This window comes from Pseudomonas sp. P5_109 (assembly GCF_034009455.1).
Taxonomy (GTDB): domain Bacteria; phylum Pseudomonadota; class Gammaproteobacteria; order Pseudomonadales; family Pseudomonadaceae; genus Aquipseudomonas.
The window spans coordinates 785,001-803,208 of sequence record NZ_CP125380.1 but is presented as its reverse complement, the minus strand read 5'-3'; the positions used below and the strand labels follow the sequence as shown (position 1 = coordinate 803,208).

At 60.3% G+C, this 18,208-nt stretch carries 10 protein-coding genes and 2 rRNA genes (1 of these 12 running past the window's edge); 5 read left to right on the top strand and 7 right to left on the bottom strand.

Features of this window, described 5'->3' with window-relative positions; all coding sequences use genetic code 11:
- Positions 1 to 134 precede the first annotated feature (134 nt).
- The 4 genes from QMK54_RS03450 to QMK54_RS03435 all read left to right on the top strand — a co-directional run bounded on the left by QMK54_RS03450 (position 135) and on the right by QMK54_RS03435 (position 2,512).
- Positions 135 to 1,019: a LysR substrate-binding domain-containing protein gene (locus QMK54_RS03450; RefSeq protein WP_223596142.1), complete on the top strand. Its 885-nt coding sequence runs from the start codon at positions 135 to 137 to the stop codon at positions 1,017 to 1,019.
- A gap of 42 nt (positions 1,020 to 1,061) precedes the next feature.
- The gene (locus tag QMK54_RS03445; RefSeq protein WP_320402073.1) at positions 1,062 to 1,640 is read left to right on the top strand and encodes an NAD(P)H-dependent oxidoreductase; all 579 of its coding nucleotides are present in this window, start codon (positions 1,062 to 1,064) and stop codon (positions 1,638 to 1,640) included.
- A 49-nt stretch (positions 1,641 to 1,689) separates the two neighbouring features.
- Positions 1,690 to 2,061: a MerR family transcriptional regulator gene (locus tag QMK54_RS03440; protein ID WP_110661822.1), complete on the top strand. Its 372-nt coding sequence runs from the start codon at positions 1,690 to 1,692 to the stop codon at positions 2,059 to 2,061.
- A gap of 106 nt (positions 2,062 to 2,167) precedes the next feature.
- Positions 2,168 to 2,512, top strand: coding sequence for a cupin domain-containing protein (locus tag QMK54_RS03435; RefSeq protein ID WP_028624747.1), 345 nt, complete (start codon positions 2,168 to 2,170; stop codon positions 2,510 to 2,512).
- 226 nt (positions 2,513 to 2,738) lie between these two features.
- Here the strand turns inward: QMK54_RS03435 and mmsB are convergent, their stop codons facing one another.
- Both mmsB and QMK54_RS03425 read right to left on the bottom strand, forming a co-directional pair.
- Positions 2,739 to 3,626 carry a 3-hydroxyisobutyrate dehydrogenase gene (gene mmsB / locus QMK54_RS03430; RefSeq protein WP_320402072.1) on the bottom strand — a complete coding sequence of 296 codons (888 nt, stop codon included), beginning with the start codon at positions 3,624 to 3,626 and terminating at the stop codon, positions 2,739 to 2,741.
- A gap of 10 nt (positions 3,627 to 3,636) precedes the next feature.
- Positions 3,637 to 5,181 carry a CoA-acylating methylmalonate-semialdehyde dehydrogenase gene (locus QMK54_RS03425; protein ID WP_320402071.1) on the bottom strand — a complete coding sequence of 515 codons (1,545 nt, stop codon included), beginning with the start codon at positions 5,179 to 5,181 and terminating at the stop codon, positions 3,637 to 3,639.
- Between the two features lie 149 nt (positions 5,182 to 5,330).
- On the opposite strand from QMK54_RS03425, the gene QMK54_RS03420 reads away from it, so the two are divergent.
- Positions 5,331 to 6,281, top strand: a complete 951-nt coding sequence (locus QMK54_RS03420) for a LysR family transcriptional regulator (protein WP_223596153.1) — start codon at positions 5,331 to 5,333, stop codon at positions 6,279 to 6,281.
- Positions 6,282 to 6,285: 4 nt separating this feature from the next.
- Here the strand turns inward: QMK54_RS03420 and recD are convergent, their stop codons facing one another.
- The 5 genes from recD to QMK54_RS03395 form a co-directional block, all read right to left on the bottom strand.
- A complete protein-coding gene (gene recD, locus QMK54_RS03415; RefSeq protein WP_223596146.1) occupies positions 6,286 to 8,394 on the bottom strand; it encodes an exodeoxyribonuclease V subunit alpha in 2,109 nt (702 codons plus the stop codon).
- Positions 8,391 to 12,080 carry an exodeoxyribonuclease V subunit beta gene (gene recB / locus QMK54_RS03410; protein ID WP_223596148.1) on the bottom strand — a complete coding sequence of 1,230 codons (3,690 nt, stop codon included), beginning with the start codon at positions 12,078 to 12,080 and terminating at the stop codon, positions 8,391 to 8,393. Before recB ends, recD begins: the two co-directional genes overlap by 4 nt.
- Positions 12,080 to 15,529: an exodeoxyribonuclease V subunit gamma gene (gene recC, locus QMK54_RS03405; protein WP_320402070.1), complete on the bottom strand. Its 3,450-nt coding sequence runs from the start codon at positions 15,527 to 15,529 to the stop codon at positions 12,080 to 12,082. Before recC ends, recB begins: the two co-directional genes overlap by 1 nt.
- A 221-nt stretch (positions 15,530 to 15,750) precedes the next feature.
- Positions 15,751 to 15,866 (bottom strand): 5S ribosomal RNA (gene rrf, locus QMK54_RS03400).
- Positions 15,867 to 16,022: 156 nt separating this feature from the next.
- A 23S ribosomal RNA gene (locus tag QMK54_RS03395) occupies positions 16,023 to 18,208 on the bottom strand; it runs 706 nt beyond the window's last position.

The following is an 18,208-nucleotide window of genomic DNA, read 5'->3' as shown; positions in this document are numbered from 1 at the left end:
TTCGCTGCAGCGACTGGCGCCTTCGCGAGCAAGCCCGCTCCCACAGGGGATTTGTGAACAACACATAACCATTGTGGGAGCGGGCTTGCTCGCGAAGGCACCCGCCCAGACAGCAAAAAACCCCGGGAATGACCATGCACTTCGACCTGACCGACCTGCGCCTGTACCTGAACATTCTCGACGCCGGCAACATCACCGCCGGCGCCGCACGCAGTCATTTGTCCCTCGCGGCGGCCAGTGCGCGAATTCGCGCCATGGAGGCGTCGCTGGGCGTCGAGTTTCTCCAGCGCAATCGCCGCGGAGTCAGCCCGACACCAGCCGGCAATGCCCTGGCCCGCCACGCCCGGGTTCTGCTGCAACAGGCCGAACGCCTGCAACAGGAACTGGCCGAATATGCCAAGGGCGTCAAAGGCCAGGTGCGGCTGCTGTGCAATACCACGGCGATCACCGAGTACCTGCCGGAGTTGCTCGCAGACTTCCTGCACAGCCAGCCCAACCTCGACATCGACCTGCAGGAACTGCCCAGCACCCGCATCACCCACGCCTTGCGCCAGGGCGCGGCGGACCTCGGCATCGTTTCCGACGCGGTGGACACCGATGACTTGCAGACCCACCCATTCCGCGATGATCCGCTGGTGCTGATCATGCCCCGCGAACATCCCCTGGCACAGGCGACCTCGGTGAGCTTCACCGACACGCTGCAGCACGACTACGTCGGCCTGAATGCCAACAGCGCATTGGCGGTTTATCTCGAAGAACAGGCGCTGCACGCCGGCCTGCGCATGCAGATTCGCATCCGCGCCGACGGCTTCGATGGCGTGATGCGCATGGTCGCCCGTGGGGCGGGACTGGCAATCGTACCGCTGGCCGCAGTCGAACGCGGATCAGCTGCATTGTCCTTCAAGAGCTTCGCCCTGCAAGAACCCTGGGGCCAGCGCAAACTGTTGCTCTGCGCACGGGACTTCGCCGCACTACCCAGCTATGCCAAGGCCCTGCTGCATGCCTTGACTCTCCCCTGAGGGGCAGACTTTATCCTTGAGGTTTGATCCTCAAGGACCGCGATGATGGGCAAACGAATACTGGTGATCCTCGGGCATCCGTCCAGCAACAGCTTCTGCGCCGCCCTTGCCGAGCGCTACACACAGTCGGCAATGCGCGCCGGGCATGAGGTGCGGCAGTTGTTTCTCGGCAGCATGGATTTTGATCCAGTGCTGCGCGAAGGCTATCAGCAGGTCCAGCCACTGGAAGCCGACTTGCTTAGCGCCCAGGCCGATATCCTCTGGGCCGAACAGCTGGCACTGGTTTATCCGATCTGGTGGGGTGGCGTACCGGCCTTGCTCAAGGGCTTTTTCGACCGGGTGTTCCTGCCCGGTTTTGCCTTCAAGTATCGCCAGGGCAAAGCCTTCCCCGACAAACTCCTGCGCGGCCGAACCGCCCACCTGCTGGTGACCATGGACACGCCGCCCTGGTACTACCGCTGGATCTACCGCATGCCCGGTCTGCACCAGGTCCGTAAAACCACGCTGGAATTCTGTGGCATCCAGCCAACCCGAACCCTCACCTTCGGCCCCATTCTCGGTGCCAGCGCAGACCGACATGCGGCCTGGTTGCGGCAAGCCGAAGCTATCGCCAGCACTTGAGTCGGTCGATAATGCAGCGAGCTTTATCCTCGGAGAAAAGGACCTTCCCATGTACATCGGTCAAGCCGCGCAACGTTCCGGAACCACTGTCAAAAGCATCCGTCACTACGAGTCGATTGGCCTGCTGCCTGCCGCTCGACGTCAGGGCAAGTACCGCATCTATGACCAGCACAGCATTGACCTGCTGATTTTCATCAAATGTGCGCAGCAGCTGGGTTTCAGGCTCAAGGAATTGCACTCAGTCTTCGCCGGACATCAGGGCCCGCAGTTGCCATGGGAACGGGCACATCAGGTCATCGCCAGCAAAAAACAGGAAATCGGCGATCGAATAGCGGCGCTGTCGCAACAGCACTCGCAATTGGTCGAGTTCGAGAACAGCCTCGAACAATCCAGGCTCGACTGCCCACTGAGCAATCCTTGAGGGCCGTGCGTTTCTGGACAGCTCAGTGTCGAGCACAGACAACTGACCCACGGACAGGCGCTATAGGGTGCGACTTCAGTTCTTGAGCCCACTGCCCGGAGTCATCATGACCGCACCGATTACCGTTCTGCGCGACACCCACCCGCTGCCTGTACTCGACGCCTGCAAATGGGAAAAACTCGAAGGCGACCCGCACACCGTCAACCTCAACGCCTACACCAGCGAAGACGGCAGCAAGATCATGGGCACCTGGATCTGCACGCCGGGCAAGTGGTACGTGGAATACGTGAAGTGGGAGTACTGCCATTTCCAGGAAGGCTACTGCGTCATCACCCCGGAAGGCATGGCACCGATCCACCTGCGTGCCGGTGACATTTTTGTCGTTGAGCCGGGGATGAAAGGCACCTGGGAAGTGGTGGAAACCGTGCGCAAATATTTTGTGTTTGCCTGATACAAAAAAACCGGGGGATCACCCGACGTGATCTCCCGGTAAATATCTTTGGGTACATACAGTCCCCTGTGGGAGCGAGCTTGTGTGGTGAGGGGGCTTGCCCCCGTTCGGCTGCGAAGCAGTCGTATCATCAGCAACCGCGATTCACCTGAAACACCGCACTGAGCGGACCAACGGGGGCAAGCCCCCTCGCCACAACAGCCCTCACCACCTTCAATGAATCGCTTTACTGCGGCTTGCGATAGCCATTGATGATCGCCGAGAAGTCCTGCCCACCCTCCCCACGCAAACTCATCGCCTGATACAACTGCTGGGCCACCGCGCCGAGTACCACCGGCTGGTGCGCCTGACGCGCTGCTTCAGTGGCCAGCCCCAGATCCTTGAGCATCAGTTCGGCACCGAAACCACCGGTGTAGCCGCGCGACGCGGGCGCCGTTTCAACGATGCCCGGCCACGGGTTGTACATCTCCGAACTCCAGCAACGCCCGGTGGAGCTGTTGATGATGCCCGCCAGCACCTTGGTGTCGATGCCCAGGGCATCGCCCAGCGCCATGGCTTCGCTGACGCCGACCATGGAAATCCCCAGCAGCAGGTTGTTGCAGATTTTAGCGATTTGCCCGGTGCCGACCTCACCACAATGGACGATGTTGCGGCCCATTTGCGCCAGTACCGGTTGCAGGGTGGCGAACAGTTCAGGCGTGGCGCCGACCATGAAGGTCAGCGTTCCGGCGGCGGCACCACCGGTGCCGCCAGAGACCGGCGCATCGGCCATGGTCACGCCCTGTTTGGCAGCGGCGGCGGCCACGTCCCGCGCGGTCTGTGGATCGATGGTGCTGCAATCCACGGCCGGAATACCTTTGCCGATACCGGCGAGTACGCCGTCTTCACCCAGCCACACACTGCGCACATGCACAGCGGCAGGCAGCATGGTGATGACCAGTTCGGCACCTTCTGCCGCTTCACGGGCCGATGCGCTGATGCTGCCGCCCAGTTGCTCGAGTTCCGCCAGCACAGTTTTGTTCAGGTCGACCAGGCGCAGCGCATGGCCGGCCTTGATCAGATTGCGCGCCATCGGCGCGCCCATGTTGCCGAGACCGATAAAAGCGATTTTCATGTCCGGCTCCTTATCGCAGGTTGATGGTGGTGTTCACACCGTCGTTGACGCTGTCGTCATCGAACCAGCGGCTGGTGACGGTCTTGGTCTGAGTGTAGAACTGCACCACTTGCTTGCCATACGGGCCGAGGTCGCCGAGCTTGGAGCCGCGCGAACCGGTGAAGCTGAAGAACGGGACCGGCACCGGGATCGGGATGTTGATGCCGACCTGGCCAACATCGATTTCGCTCTGGAATTTACGTGCCGCCGCGCCGCTCTGGGTGAACAGGCCCGTGCCGTTGCCGAACGGGTTGGCGTTGACCAGGGCGATGGCCTCATCAAGGGTCGCGACTTCCAGCACCACGAGCACCGGGCCGAAGATTTCCTGGGTGTAGATCTGCATGTCGGTGGTCACGCCGGAGAACAGGGTCGGGCCGACAAAGTTGCCCTTCTCGTAACCGGGCACCGTGATTTCGCGACCGTCCAGCTCCAGCTTGGCGCCTTCCTTGATGCCGCTTTCGATCAGGTCGAGAATCCGCGCCTTGGCTTTTTTCGAGATCACCGGCCCGACATCGGTACCCGGCTCGCTACCGGCATTCACGGTGAGTTTCTGCGCCAGTGCTTTCAGGTCTGGCAGCCATTGCTTGGCCGCGCCCACCAGCACCACCACCGAGGTGGCCATGCAGCGTTGACCGGCGGCACCGAAACCGGCGCCCACCAGCGCATTGAGCGCTTGCTCGCGGTTGGCGTCCGGCAGTACCACGGCGTGGTTCTTCGCGCCCATCATCGATTGCACACGCTTGCCGTGTTTGCCGGCCAGGTCATAAACGTGGGTACCGACGGCGGTCGAACCGACGAAGGACACCGCCTTGATGTCCCTGTGGGTGCAGAGCCCGTCCACCACGTCCTTGCCGCCGTGCACGACGTTGAGCACGCCAGCCGGAATGCCCGCCTCGATCGCCAGCTCCACCAGGAGCATGGTCGACATCGGGTCCTGTTCGGACGGCTTGAGCACGAAGGTGTTGCCGCAGGCGATGGCCATCGGGAACATCCACAGCGGAATCATCGCCGGGAAGTTGAACGGGGTAATGCCGGCGCACACGCCGATCGGCTGGCGCAGGGTGTAGGTGTCGACGCCGCCGGCGACGTTTTCAGCGAACTCGCCCATTTGCAGGCTGCCGATGGAGCAGGCGTGTTCGACCACTTCCAGGCCACGGAAAATATCGCCCTCGGCGTCGGCAATGGTCTTGCCCTGCTCGGCGCTCAGGACCACGGCGATGCGCTTGGAGTGTTCGCGGATCAGCGCCTGGAGCTTGAGCATGATGCGCATGCGCGCACCGATGGGCGTCAGCTTCCAGGTCTGGAAGGCGCGATGGGCTGCGCTGATGGCCGCGTCGACTTCTTCGGCGGTGGCAAACGGCACTTTGGCCAGCACTTGCTGGGTCGCCGGGTTGATGATGTCGTGCCATTCGGTGGACTTGGATTCGACCCACTGGCCATCGATCAACAGTTTGACCTTCTGCACACTTGTTTTTGTTTCGTTGGGGGTGTCATTGGGCGTGAGCGATGCGTTCATGTGGGTCTCCAGACTTTATTTTTATCTTGGGAGTCAGGGCGAGATAGTCGCCCTGAGATGAGCTGTGTGCCGCGAATTGGTTGTCGGGCTGTTTTTGGAGTATAGATGTGCAAACTTCTGATAAGAACGCACATAAAAACCGGTCCAACATGCAAAAAAACATCACCTCCCTCGGTTCGCTGAACTGGGATGACCTCAAGTTTTTCCTCGAAGTCGCCCGCACCCGCAAGGCCAGCACCGCGGCCAAGCGCCTGGCGGTCGACTACACCACGGTGTCGCGGCGCATCAGCTCCCTGGAAACGGCGCTGGGCACGTTGCTGTTCGAGAAATCCCGGACCAACGGCTTTGTCCTGACCGCCGAAGGCCAGCGGTTGATGGGGTATGCCGAGTCGATCGAAAGTACCTTGCACATGGCGTGCGAGCAGGTTTCCGGCTCCGGCGTGGCACTGTCCGGTCATGTGCGCATGGGTTGCACCGAAGGCTTCGGCAGCTTTTTCATCACGCCGCAGCTGAGCCACTTCGTCGACACCTACCCGGCGATCTCGGTGGACATCCTGCCGCTGCCGCACTTCATCAGCCTGTCCAAGCGCGAAGCCGACATCGTCATCGCCCTGGAGCGCCCGGAGCATGGCCCGTACGTCTGCTGCAAACTGTGCGACTACCGGTTGCAGCTGTACGCGACCCAGGAATACCTGGACAACCATCCGCCGATCCGCAAACCAGCCGATTTGGCCAAGCATTCATTTATCAGCTACGTCGACGACCTGGCGTTCAGCTCGGAGCTGCTGTACCTGGCCAACGTATTGCCCGGCGCCAGCGCCAACCTGCGCAGCACCAGCGTGATCGCGCAGTTCGTAGCCGCGCAGCAAGGACGCTCACTGGCGATCCTGCCGTGCTTCCTCGCCACCCAGGACCCGCGCCTGCTGCCGGTGTTGCCGCAGGAAATCAACATCACCCGCCAGTTCTGGATGTACTGCCGCGAGGATCTGCGCAAGTTGAAGCGGATCACCCTGCTGTGGGATTACATCCGCCAGGTCACCGAGCAGAATCAGGGCCTGCTGATGGGAGAAAGCCGGGAGATGCTGTTTGCCGATGACTGACCTTTCAGCCTGTCGACTCGCTGCCTTCCTTTAGCTCCAGCATCAGCCCGCTCAAGCGTTTGACCCGGCGTTTCACCGCCTCTTCAAACACGCCCGCACGGGACTCGATCAAGGTAAACCAGTCCTTGGCCCGGGTAATTCCGGTGTAGATCAGTTCCTTGGTGAGCACCGGATTCAAGGCGTCAGGAAGAATCAACGCGGTATGCGCGAACTCCGAGCCCTGGGATTTATGCACGGTCATGGCGTACACGGTTTCGACATCATTCAGGCGGCTGGGCAGGACAAATCGCACACCACCCTGGCCATCATTGCGTGGGAACGCCACTCGCAGAACCTGCTTTCCAGTCTCAGGCCCTTCCTGTTCCGGAAGCTTGAGGGTAATGCCGATATCGCCGTTCATCAAACCCAGCCCGTAATCGTTGCGGGTCATCAAGACAGGGCGACCCTCATACCACTGCTGGTCGCTGTCGATCAGGCGTGCCCTGAGCAAAGCCTCCGTCACTCGCTGGTTCAAACCCTCCACACCCCAAGGTCCCTTGCGCACGGCGCATAACAACTGGAACGCGTCGAAGGCCTGCAACACTTGCCTGGCCCAATCAATCCAGCGCGAATCTTCCAGCGGGCTGTCCAGGGGCGGCCGCTGATTGCGCAACACGCCCAGGTAATGTCGATAACCCTGCGGACCCTCACCATGGCCGTCGAGCAGCAAGCGCTCCAGGGCCCGATCCTGCTCGCCCTTGAGGGACAGGCAATACACATCGGCATGGCTGCGCGCCGACAACAACTTGCGGGCTTCTTCGGGTTGCTGCTGGTTGACCCAGCGAGCCAGTTGGCCAATGCCGCTGCCTTCACCGAATCGTCGGGAATGGCGCAACATCACCACCTGTTGGGCCAATGGATGAGTGCCCTGCGCGTCCTCCTGCAAGCCGCTGGCCTGCAGGTTTTCGCCACTGACGGCTTCCAGCCACTGGCGTGTCTGCGGGCTGTACCAGCCTGCCTCCGCGTCGCGACACAGATCACCGAGTACCGCACCGGCCTCTACCGAAGCCAGTTGATCCTTGTCACCCAACAACACGAGGCGCGCATGGGCCGGCAAGGCGTCGAGCAGGTTGGCCATCATCTCCAGGTCGATCATCGAGGCTTCGTCCACCACCAACACATCCAGCGGCAGGCGATTGCCCGCGTGGTGGCGGAAATGCCGAGTCCCGGGCCGGCTGCCGAGCAGGCGGTGAACGGTGGTGACGTCGGACGGGATCTTCTCGCGTATTTCTTCGCTGACCTTCAAGGTGCGGACTTGCTGGCTGATGGATTCCGTCAGGCGCGCCGCGGCCTTGCCGGTAGGCGCGGCGAGGCGAATACGCAGGGGCATGCCAGCCTCGACCGCCGGCGCCTGGAGCAACGCGAGCAAGCGCACGACGGTGGTGGTCTTGCCGGTTCCCGGCCCCCCGGTGACGATGCTGAAGGCGCTGCGGGTTGCCAGGGCACAGGCGAGCTTCTGCCAGTCGATCACTTCACCGGGGCGGGCAGGGCCAAACAAACCGGTGAGGCGCCCGAGCAAGTCGTTCGGCGTGGATTCGTGCTCCGTCAGACGTTCGCGCAACGACAGGTCGATCCGTCGCTCGTAGGCCCAATAGCGGCGCAGGTACAGGCGCTTGCCCGATAACACCAAAGGCCGGTCGCGCACGTTGTCACGACTGTCAGCGGCCAGTGCGACCAGGTTGCTGGCGGCCAGCACCTTGCACCAATGAGCACCGTCCAGCGATCCGAGTAATTGCGAGGGCAACAGCATTGCACCACCTTGCACGTCACCTTCGGGTGGCAACGACAGGGCGAAATCCGGTTCTTTCAGCGTCTCGAACAGGTCGAGGCAGACATGCCCGTGGCCCAATTGGTGGCTGGTCAGTGCGGCTGCCAGCAACACCAGCGGATCATCCTCCGGAGCCAGTTCATGCAGGAACGCGACAAAGGCTTTGTCCAGCGCGCGCAACCAGCCGCGCTCGACCCAACGCGTAAGCAACAACAGCAAGTCGTCGGCACGACTCAGCGGCGTCAGATCGGCCAGGCTTTCAGCTGCCAGCGATGTGGGCAACAAATCGGCGAATGTGCGATTCATAACAGTACTCCCTGTTCCCAGGCGGGCTCGGCCTTGGGCTCTGGCTTGCCCTGGAACAGCCTATCCAGACGTTCGATCAGCTCTCTTGGCGGCCGGGCGAAAAACACACCCTGGCTGGCCGCGCGCGTACCGCGCAAAAACAGGTACAAGGCACCGCCGACATGCCGGTCATAGTCGTAATCGGCGAGCCGCGCCTTGAGTTGGCGATGCAGGGCCAACAGGTACAACACGTATTGCAGGTCATAACGGTTGTCGAGAATCGACTGTTCCATGGCCTGCGCGGTGTAGGCCGCATCATCGACACCGAGCCAGTTGGATTTGTAGTCGGCCACGTAATAGCGGCCGCCATGCTCGAACGTCAGGTCGATGAAACCCTTGAACATGCCGTTGAGCAACACCGGCTCCGCGGCCACCCGGGCCACGCCGTTATGGGTGTATTGGCACACCAGCGCATCGAGCTTGAGCACATCGACCTTGTGGCTGGCGAACCAGAACTCCATCTCGACCTGGTACTGCGTCAACTGGCCGAATATCACCGGAGCCTGACCGCCACCCAGTTGCAACGGCAACATGAGCAGATGCTGCAGCCAGTCACTCAAGGTAGTGATCCAGCCCTCCCAACCTCGACGATTGCAGCGACGGGCAATGGCGTCGATCACCTCTTGTGGTGCCGCAGCAAACCCCTCGCCTCCCGCCCATTCGAGCAAGCCATGGAGGAAGGTGCCGGGGTTCGGCCCACGCGGGAAGCGATGGATATCGCCGCCACCGGCGACCACTTCCCTGGAGGCCTGCGGGTCGAGGCGTTCGTCATCGAACAGTTTTTGCGCCTGCGGGCTCTCCGGCGCCTCGTCCGTGCCGACACTCAGGGTGTCGCCAATGCGCAGCGCGCTGTAGGAAGCGATCCACCAGTTTTCACTGGCCTTGCGTTTCGGGGTCAACGGAGGCAGCAACACCGCGTCGTTTTGTGGTGGCTGGTAATGCTCTGCTGTTGCTTCAGGCATCTGCGCATACGCCAGTGCCGGACAGTCCTGTTGCAGGTCGCGCAACCAAAGTTGCAACGCCGGGGACTCGGCCAACGGCGCACCGCCGCCCAGCAGATAACCCAATGCCGACAGATGCAGCACCGAGCCATTGTTGTTGCCGCGCTTGAGATCAGCCACCCCCAGCCAGCAGGCATGCTGCGCCCGGGTCAGGGCGACATAGAGCAAGCGCAGATCCTCGGCCAGACGCTCATCATCGGCCAGGGCAATCAACTCCGCTGTCGGCTTCAACGTGACCTGGGCATGGCCGGATTCATCGTGGTAATGCAGCGGCAGGCGGCTGCCATCCACCGGTTTCGCCGAACAAATGAACGGCAGGAACACCAAGGGGTACTCAAGGCCTTTGGACTTGTGAATGGTCACGACCTTGACCAATTGCTCATCGCTTTCCAGACGCAGGATCTGCTCTTCGCCGGCCTGCCCGGACAACGCCAGATGCTCGGATAAATGCCGGATCAGCGCTTGCTCGCCATCGAGTTCCGCGGCCGCCTGCTGCAGCAACTCGGACAGGTGCAGAAGGTTGGTCAACACGCGCTCGCCATCACTGCGGGCGATCAGTGCCTGGGGCAGACGGAAGTCGTGCAGCAAGCGCCGCAGCATCGGCAGTACGCCCTGCTTGCGCCAGATTTCGCGATAGCCACGGAACTGCATGACCCGAGATTCCCAGGCCAACTCGTCCTGATTCAACCGCTCCAGCTCGGTCAGCGAAAGGTTCAATGTGATGCAGGCCAACGCGGCCCGCAGCGGTCGCTCGACGTCCGGCTCGGCGCAGGCCTTGAGCCAGGTCAGCACGTCATGCGCCTCCTGGGCGGCGAACACCGAGTCCTTGTCCGACAGGTAAACACTGCGCACGCCACGGGCGGCCAATTGCGCACGAACCGCCTGCGCTTCCTTACCGTCGCGCACCAGGATGGCGATGTCCGCCGGCAGCAGGCCCCTGAAGGCTTTGCCGTCCTGGGTGAACCCCGCTTGCCCCTGCTGCCCGCCATTGAGCAATGCAGTGATTTCACTGGCGCAGGCAGCCGCCAGTTGTTGCCGGTACACGGCGCCGGACAATGGTTGTTCGGCCGGCAAGTGCCAGATGTTCAAGGCCGGGACTGCCTGATCATTGATGCGCAAGACTTCTTTGCGGCCCTGTGAGGCAACCGGCGTGAACGGAACCGGGTTGTCGCCATTCTTCTGCCGAAAGAGGAAAGCGCCACGTCCGGACTCCCGGGCTTCGGCGCGCTCGAACACATGGTTCACCGCGTTGACCATGCCGTGGCTTGAACGGAAGTTGGTGCCCAGGGTGTGCAGCCGGCCGACGGTGGCCTGGCGGGCGCGCAGGTAGGTGTGGATGTCAGCGCCGCGAAAAGCGTAGATCGCTTGCTTCGGGTCGCCGATCAGGAACAGGCCGCACTCGGGGCTGTTCTCTTCAATCCGGTAGATGCTCTCGAAGATCCGGTACTGCACCGGGTCGGTGTCCTGGAACTCATCGATCAGGGCGACCGGAAACTGTTCACGAATCAGGGTGGCCAGGCGCTCGCCGCCATCGGACTGCAGGGCCGCATCAAGGCGCAGCAACATGTCGTCGAAGCCCATTTCCGCACGGCGGCGTTTCTCTTCCTCGAATCGAGCCCCAACCCAGCGGGCAGCATGTTGCAGTACGGCAGCATCGGGCGTTGGCAAGCCATCGAGACAGGCCTTGAGGCCGGCCATCGCTTCGAGCCCCGGATGTCGAGGCGCTTCGCCCTTCCAGGCTTCGGCCATGCCGTCCGGGGTCAGGCGCGTGAAACCGGTGCCGATATCCAGTTGCTCAAGGGATTCGTCTTCGGCCCAGGTCTTGATCTTCTCGAACCAGGGCTCGAAATAGCGAGCCTGCATCTTGCGGCCGTCGACACTCTTGCCCGCAACGCCCTGATGACAGATGGCGAGCAACTCATCCGCCCACTGCAACCAGGGTTTCTTGAGCTCGATCAGGGCAACCCGTCGCTCTTGCAGGCATTGCGAGATCACTTCGGCAGGTTCTTGCCCTTCAAGCGAATCGCGCTCGCTGGAGAACAGCGCACGAATTCGCGGCAGCAATGCCGCCGGTCCACCCCAATTGCTGCGCACCCAATTCAAGGCATCACCTTGCATCGGGTAGCAGAACAGCCGCCAGTAATCGCGCAGGACTTCGCCCAGCAAGTCGCTGTGATCGGTTTCCAGGGTCTGGGTAAACAGGCTGCCGCTGTCGAATGCGTGCTCGCGCAACATGCGCTGGCACCAGCTGTGGATGGTCGACACCGCCGCCTCGTCCATCCACTGGGCGGCGATATCCAGGCGGTTTGCGCACCCGGGCCATTGCTCGGGCAAATACTGCTCACGCAACTCGGCAATCAGGCTGTCCGGGGCCGGTGTTTCATCGCGGAAAAATCGAGCAGCCTCGGCGAGCCGCGTGCGAATGCGTTCACGCAGCTCTTTGGTAGCGGCGTCGGTGAAGGTCACGACGAGGATTTGCGGCGGCAACAGCTCACGCCCGAAACCACTGTCCTCCCCGCCGTTACCAAGCACCAGACGCAAGTACAACGCAGAAATAGTGAACGTCTTGCCGGTCCCGGCGCTCGCTTCGATCAACTGGCTGCCGCGCAGCGGGAAGGCCAGGGCCAGCGGTGTCTTCGTGCTCATCAACGCGACTCCTCGCTGGACAGTGAACGCCAGGGTGCTTCAAGAAGCGGGCGATAGAGCGCATCACACCAATCGGGGAACGTCTCATCGGCGACCAAGGCATCGTAATCGGCGAATTGGCGGGCGAGTGCCGGGCTTTCGCGACGCTCTCCATCAGTCGTTTGCCCATCACCTTCATAGGCCTTGCGCGCAGCGGCCTCGGCCTTGACCGGGTCGGTTTGCCCCAGCCACGCAAAGGCTGTCTTGACCGCGATCGGCAGAGGCTGGCGCATACCCGATTGCCAGGCCATCAACAGGTCACCGAGAATTTTCTGCGCCGTGGACTCGTCCATCGGTCCGAGCAACAGACTGTCGTCGCTGGCTACCAGTGCGGTGGTCAACGCCATGCCACTGGCGCAAGCCACCAGATGAGTGAGCCACGGACGTGTCAGTCGATGCCATTTGCGCGACTTGATCGAGCCGATGCTGTTGGGGATCGTCGTGATAGACAGCAATCCACCATCGGCGCGCTGATGCAGGCCGCTGAGCCAGCCCTCGATGCGCAGGCCTTGCAGTTCAAGACTCACGGGCAAGGCGCTGCTGAGCGGTGTTGGCCACAAAGCCAGGAGCTGTTGGTGACGCTGCAACAAATCAGGCAATGGCTCGATCAATTCACGCTGCAGGCACTCACCGAATCCGGCCATGGGCAGCAGCCCGCTGTTCTGCAAGCGTTTCGCCTGATCCTCCAGTGCCTGTGCGGAATTTCCCGGATCCGCCAGCGCCGCTTCGAGTAAACGGTCGCTGAAGCCGTAACGCTGCAATGCATCCAGGACAAAAGGTTCTTCATCGGCCAGCGGTACTTCAGCCGCCTCGAAGAAAACCTTCAGTCGCTGGCTGAAAAAATGCCGTACCGGATTGCGCAGGAAATCCTGCAGTTGACCGAGACTCAGGGGTTCGTCCTGAATGTGAGGCTCAAGCACTTCGGCTGTTGCCTGTTGCTCTGCCGCTTGATGAAGGACCTGCCATTCGCTGGCGTAGCTGAACGACTCATCCCCTTCGTGAAAATAGCGGGCACTGAAGGGTTGCAACGGGTGTTCCCGGGTCATGGCTTCCAACAGGTCCTCGTCACCTTGCAGCAATCGCCAACCGCTGGCCAAGTGGTCGCGTAACTGGCCGATCAGCACCGACGCGGGCCTCTCGCTGTTATCGCGGATGCTACGGCCCACCCAACTGATGTAGAGCTGGTCCCGTGCCGACAGCAAGGCTTCCAGTAGCAGGTAACGGTCATCTTCGCGCCGGGAGCGATCACCCGGGCGGTAATCACTGCCCATCAGGTCGAAATCCAGCGGCGGCTGTGCGCGCGGATAATCGCCGTCATTCATGCCCAGCAGGCAGACCAGTTTGAACGGGATAGCGCGCATGGGCATCAAGGTGCAGAAGTTGACCGCACCGGCCAGAAAGCGTTGGGACAAACGGCCCTGATCCAACCCTGCGAGCCAGGCTTCACGGACGACGGTCAGCGGCAATTCGTCCTGCAACCCGACTGACTCACAGGTCTCGAGCCAGGTCTCGCGCAACTCTTCGAGCTGGGCCAACAAGTAGTCATCGTGTTCGTTACCGGCAAGGAAGAACAACTGCACCAAAGCCTGCAAGCGCACCCCCCATTGCCCCGGCAATGCAGGCTGAGAGAGTTCGTGGTGAGCCACTTCCAGCGCGTCCAGCAACGCAACCAACGGACCAATGAGCGCAGCGTCCAGGCCACCGATTTCGTCGTAGGGCTCGATACCCTCATAAGCATCGGCGCTGCCAACGGCATACCCGAGCAACATCCGCCGCAAACCGAAACGCCAGCTGTTTTGTTCCAGTTCATTGGGCAGCCCGAGCCCGGCACGCTGTTCGGCATTCATGCCCCAGCGAATGCCGGCGCCCTCGATCCAGCGGTGCAGCGTCGGCAGGTCACGTTCCTCGACACCAAAGCGGGCGCGCAGTGCCGGGACGTCCAGCAGATCGAGGATTTCACTGACGGGGAATCGGCTGTCAGGCAGCTTGAGCAGGTGCTCGACCGCAATCAGCAGTGGATCGCGACCGCGCTGGCCCTGGTCAGCCAGGGTAAACGGAACGAAGCGCGGATCCTGGCGATCAAGCTGACCAAACACGGCACGAATATGCGGGGCGTAGCTGTCGATGTCCGGGACCATCACGATGATATCGCGGGGTCGCAATTGCGGGTCGGCGCTGAAGCGTGCGAGCAGTTGATCGTGGAGGATCTCGACTTCTCGCTGGGCGCTATGGGCAATGTGAAAACGGATCGACTCGTCCTTATGCAAATCGATAGCCGGCCAACGCTCCCGAGTCTCGTTGAGGGGACGCAACTCGAGGATGTCATCCTGCAACTGGTTGAGCACATTCAATGGCTGGCCATCACTGAACAGGTCGATGCGACCGTCGCGAAACGCCGAGCGATAGCTGTTGGGATCGTCATAACTGTCGAGCAGGTTGATATAGTCCCGCCCCTGCTTACCCCATGCGGCCAGCAGCGGGTGAGCATGCTGGTGCAGGGTTTGCGGATCGATCACTACGGGCATGCCGCTTTTACGCGCCTGACGCTTGTATTGATGCCGCAACAGGTCTTTATCGGCGACGATGTCCGCCCAATGGTGACGACACGGGTTGTGTACGCACAGCAGGACCTGGCTGAATCGTGCCAGTCCCGCCAGTGCTTCCAGGGCTTGGGCAGGCAGGGAAGAAATCCCGAAAACGATCACTCGTGGGGGTAATCCCTTGGGGGCTGTTTCGAGGTGACTGATGCGCTCGACAAATCGCTGATGGACACCGGCACGGCTTTGCGCCATGCCTTCTTCTCCCACATCCAGCAAGAGTGCGCGCCATAACTCCGCCTGCCAGCAATTGGCCGGAGCCAGGGGTTTGGCTTCGCCCCTGCCGTTTCTTGTTTGATGCCGACCGTCTGCCCAGTCTTCGAGCCAGTCAGCCCGATAGACCTGGTACTGGTCGAACAGGTCCGCCAGGCGCTCAGCCAATTGATAGCGTTTGCGCAGGTCGGTGTCATGGGTCAGGAAACGCTGCAGCGGCTCGAAGTGCGGTTGGTTGATCAACTGCGGCAACAGGCGCATCAGGCGCCAGGTCAGCGGGGCTTTATCGAGCAGGGACTTGACCGGAATTTCATCGCGACCGAGGACCATGCGATAGAGCTGCCACATGAAGCTGCCGGGCAACTGCACGTCGATGGCCGCGGCGATGCCGCAGCCTCCCATGTCGTCTTCTTCAGAGTCTTCCGCCAGTGCCAGCTTCAGCCATTGGGCAATGCCATTGCTTTGCACCAACGCGATTTCATTCTCCAGGGGAGCCAGCGGGTAGCGCCGCATCCAACTGACCACCAGGCTGCGCAACTCGTCCAGGCGGTTGCCATGAACCACCATGAATCCAGCGCTGAGGGACGTCGCGTCCGGCATAAAGGCTTCCTTGGAAAACAAATTCGAGGGACGACTTTAGCATTTGTAGGAGCGAGCTCGCTCGCGAAGGTCGTCAATGATGACGCGGGTTGCCTGGGGTAACGCGGTGCCCTGAAGTTCTTCGCGAGCAGGCTCGCGCCTACAGGGAACAGCGTTTGAGGTGTACGGAGGCGCAAAAACAAAACCCCAACTGCTTTCGCAATTGGGGTTTCGGAATTTAATCTTGACGATGACCTACTCTCACATGGGGAAACCCCACACTACCATCGGCGATGCATCGTTTCACTGCTGAGTTCGGGATGGGATCAGGTGGTTCCAACGCTCTATGGTCGTCAAGAAATTCGGGTACTGAGTCGTGGCCAGTTGGCCGCGCTTCAGCAAATTGGGTATGTGATAGCTTGGTGTTTTGTGAGTATTTCGAACTTTCGGTTCTTTCGTCTTCACACACCGCAATCTGATGCTCTTTCGAGTAGTCAAATTGCTTGGGTGTTATATGGTCAAGCCTCACGGGCAATTAGTATTGGTTAGCTCAACGCCTCACAGCGCTTACACACCCAACCTATCAACGTCGTAGTCTTCGACGGCCCTTCAGGGGACTCAAGGTCCCAGTGAGATCTCATCTTGAGGCAAGTTTCCCGCTTAGATGCTTTCAGCGGTTATCTTTTCCGAACATAGCTACCCGGCAATGCCACTGGCGTGACAACCGGAACACCAGAGGTTCGTCCACTCCGGTCCTCTCGTACTAGGAGCAGCCCCTCTCAAATCTCAAACGTCCACGGCAGATAGGGACCGAACTGTCTCACGACGTTCTAAACCCAGCTCGCGTACCACTTTAAATGGCGAACAGCCATACCCTTGGGACCGGCTTCAGCCCCAGGATGTGATGAGCCGACATCGAGGTGCCAAACACCGCCGTCGATATGAACTCTTGGGCGGTATCAGCCTGTTATCCCCGGAGTACCTTTTATCCGTTGAGCGATGGCCCTTCCATACAGAACCACCGGATCACTAAGACCTACTTTCGTACCTGCTCGACGTGTCTGTCTCGCAGTCAAGCGCGCTTTTGCCTTTATACTCTACGACCGATTTCCGACCGGTCTGAGCGCACCTTCGTACTCCTCCGTTACTCTTTAGGAGGAGACCGCCCCAGTCAAACTACCCACCATACACTGTCCTCGATCCGGATAACGGACCTGAGTTAGAACCTCAAAGTTGCCAGGGTGGTATTTCAAGGTTGGCTCCACGCGAACTGGCGTCCACGCTTCAAAGCCTCCCACCTATCCTACACAAGCAAATTCAAAGTCCAGTGCAAAGCTATAGTAAAGGTTCACGGGGTCTTTCCGTCTAGCCGCGGATACACTGCATCTTCACAGCGATTTCAATTTCACTGAGTCTCGGGTGGAGACAGCGCCGCCATCGTTACGCCATTCGTGCAGGTCGGAACTTACCCGACAAGGAATTTCGCTACCTTAGGACCGTTATAGTTACGGCCGCCGTTTACCGGGGCTTCGATCAAGAGCTTCGCGTTAGCTAACCCCATCAATTAACCTTCCGGCACCGGGCAGGCGTCACACCCTATACGTCCACTTTCGTGTTTGCAGAGTGCTGTGTTTTTAATAAACAGTCGCAGCGGCCTGGTATCTTCGACCGGCGTGGGCTTACGCAGTAAATGCTTCACCCTCACCGGCGCACCTTCTCCCGAAGTTACGGTGCCATTTTGCCTAGTTCCTTCACCCGAGTTCTCTCAAGCGCCTTGGTATTCTCTACCCAACCACCTGTGTCGGTTTGGGGTACGGTTCCTGGTTACCTGAAGCTTAGAAGCTTTTCTTGGAAGCATGGCATCAACCACTTCGTGTTCTAAAAGAACACTCGTCATCAGCTCTCGGCCTTAAGATCCCGGATTTACCTAAGATCTCAGCCTACCACCTTAAACTTGGACAACCAACGCCAAGCTGGCCTAGCCTTCTCCGTCCCTCCATCGCAATAACCAGAAGTACAGGAATATTAACCTGTTTTCCATCGACTACGCTTTTCAGCCTCGCCTTAGGGACCGACTAACCCTGCGTCGATTAACGTTGCGCAGGAAACCTTGGTCTTTCGGCGTGGGTGTTTTTCACACCCATTGTCGTTACTCATGTCAGCATTCGCACTTCTGATACCTCCAGCAAGCTTCTCAACTCACCTTCACAGGCTTACAGAACGCTCCTCTACCGCATCACCTAAGTGATACCCGTAGCTTCGGTGTATGGTTTGAGCCCCGTTACATCTTCCGCGCAGGCCGACTCGACTAGTGAGCTATTACGCTTTCTTTAAAGGGTGGCTGCTTCTAAGCCAACCTCCTAGCTGTCTAAGCCTTCCCACATCGTTTCCCACTTAACCATAACTTTGGGACCTTAGCTGACGGTCTGGGTTGTTTCCCTTTTCACGACGGACGTTAGCACCCGCCGTGTGTCTCCCATGCTCGGCACTTGTAGGTATTCGGAGTTTGCATCGGTTTGGTAAGTCGGGATGACCCCCTAGCCGAAACAGTGCTCTACCCCCTACAGTGATACATGAGGCGCTACCTAAATAGCTTTCGAGGAGAACCAGCTATCTCCGAGCTTGATTAGCCTTTCACTCCGATCCACAGGTCATCCGCTAACTTTTCAACGGTAGTCGGTTCGGTCCTCCAGTTAGTGT